General features: G+C 72.9%; 1 protein-coding gene. It reads left to right on the top strand.

What is annotated here, in order from left to right; all coding sequences use genetic code 11:
• Nucleotides 1-31: 31 nt before the first annotated feature.
• On the top strand, nucleotides 32-1,222 hold a 1,191-nt coding region (locus BACI9J_RS24120), incomplete at its 3' end, for a glycoside hydrolase family 127 protein (protein ID WP_201296744.1).

The raw sequence follows: 1,222 nt of genomic DNA, 5'->3' as shown, positions 1-1,222 counted from the left end.
GACGGCCCGAGTCACATCGCAAGGAGGCGACATGACCACCACGCTCGCGACCGATCGCGGCGCGCACACCGCGACCCCGGTCCTCCCGACCGCCGACGCGCACCTCACGCTCCGGCCGCTGCCGACCGGCGACGCCCGGATCACGGGCGGCGTCTGGGCGCTCCGACAGGAGCGCAACGGCCGTGACGCCGTGCGGAGCGGCTACCAGCAGCTCGAGACGGCCGGCAACTTCCGGAACCTGCGCATCGCCGCGGGGCTCGAGGAGGGCGAGGCCGTCGGCCCGATCTTCATGGACTCCGACGTGACGAAGTGGCTCGAGGCCGTGGCGTGGGAGTACGGCCGCGCCCCCGCCGAGGACCTGCTCGACCTGCAGCGCGAGGTCACCGCGCTGTACGCCCGAGCCCAGGCCGAGGACGGCTACCTGGACTCCGTGCAGCAGGTCCGCGGCAAGGGCGAGCGGTACACGGACCTCAAGTGGAGCCACGAGATGTACTGCGCCGGGCACCTGTACCAGGCGGCCGTGGCCCAGCACCGTGCGACGGGCGACACCGGGCTCCTCGAGGTCGCGATCAAGAACGCCGACCACCTGGTCCGCACGTTCGGCGACGGTACCGCCCCGGACGGCACGCCGAAGACCCGCGACGTCGACGGCCACCCCGTCGTCGAGATGGGCCTGGTCGAGCTGTACCGCGAGACCGGCGACCGCGCCTACCTCGACCTGGCGCACTGGTTCGTCGATGCCCGGGGCCACGGGATCATCGAGCGCGCCGGCGGCGAGCCGACGTACTTCTCCGACCGGGTGCCGAGCCGCGAAGCCACGACGGTGGAGGGCCACGCGGTCCGCGCCGTGTACCTGGCCGCGGGTGCCGTGGACGTCGCGATCGAGACCGGGGACACCGAGCTCCTCACCGCGAGCGAGACGCAGTTCGCGGTCATGATGGCGACGAAGGCGTTCATCACCGGCGGCCTCGGGGCCCGCTGGGACTGGGAGGCGTTCGGCGACCCGTACGAGCTGCCGACCGACCGCGGCTACGCCGGGACCTGCGCGGCGATCGGCGGGGTGCAGTGGGCCTGGCGCCTGCTGCTCGCGACCGGCAAGCCCGTGTACGCGGACGCGATCGAGCGCCTGCTCTACAACGCGTTCCTCGCCGGGGTGAGCCTGGCCGGCACCGAGTACTTCTACGTGAACCCGCTGCAGCAGCGCGACCACGCCCACCAGGAC

Source organism: Arthrobacter sp. 9V (assembly GCF_902506065.1).
Classification (GTDB): domain Bacteria; phylum Actinomycetota; class Actinomycetes; order Actinomycetales; family Micrococcaceae; genus Arthrobacter.
The sequence above is the reverse complement of the archived record's forward strand: the minus strand, read 5'-3'. Positions and strand labels throughout refer to the sequence as shown.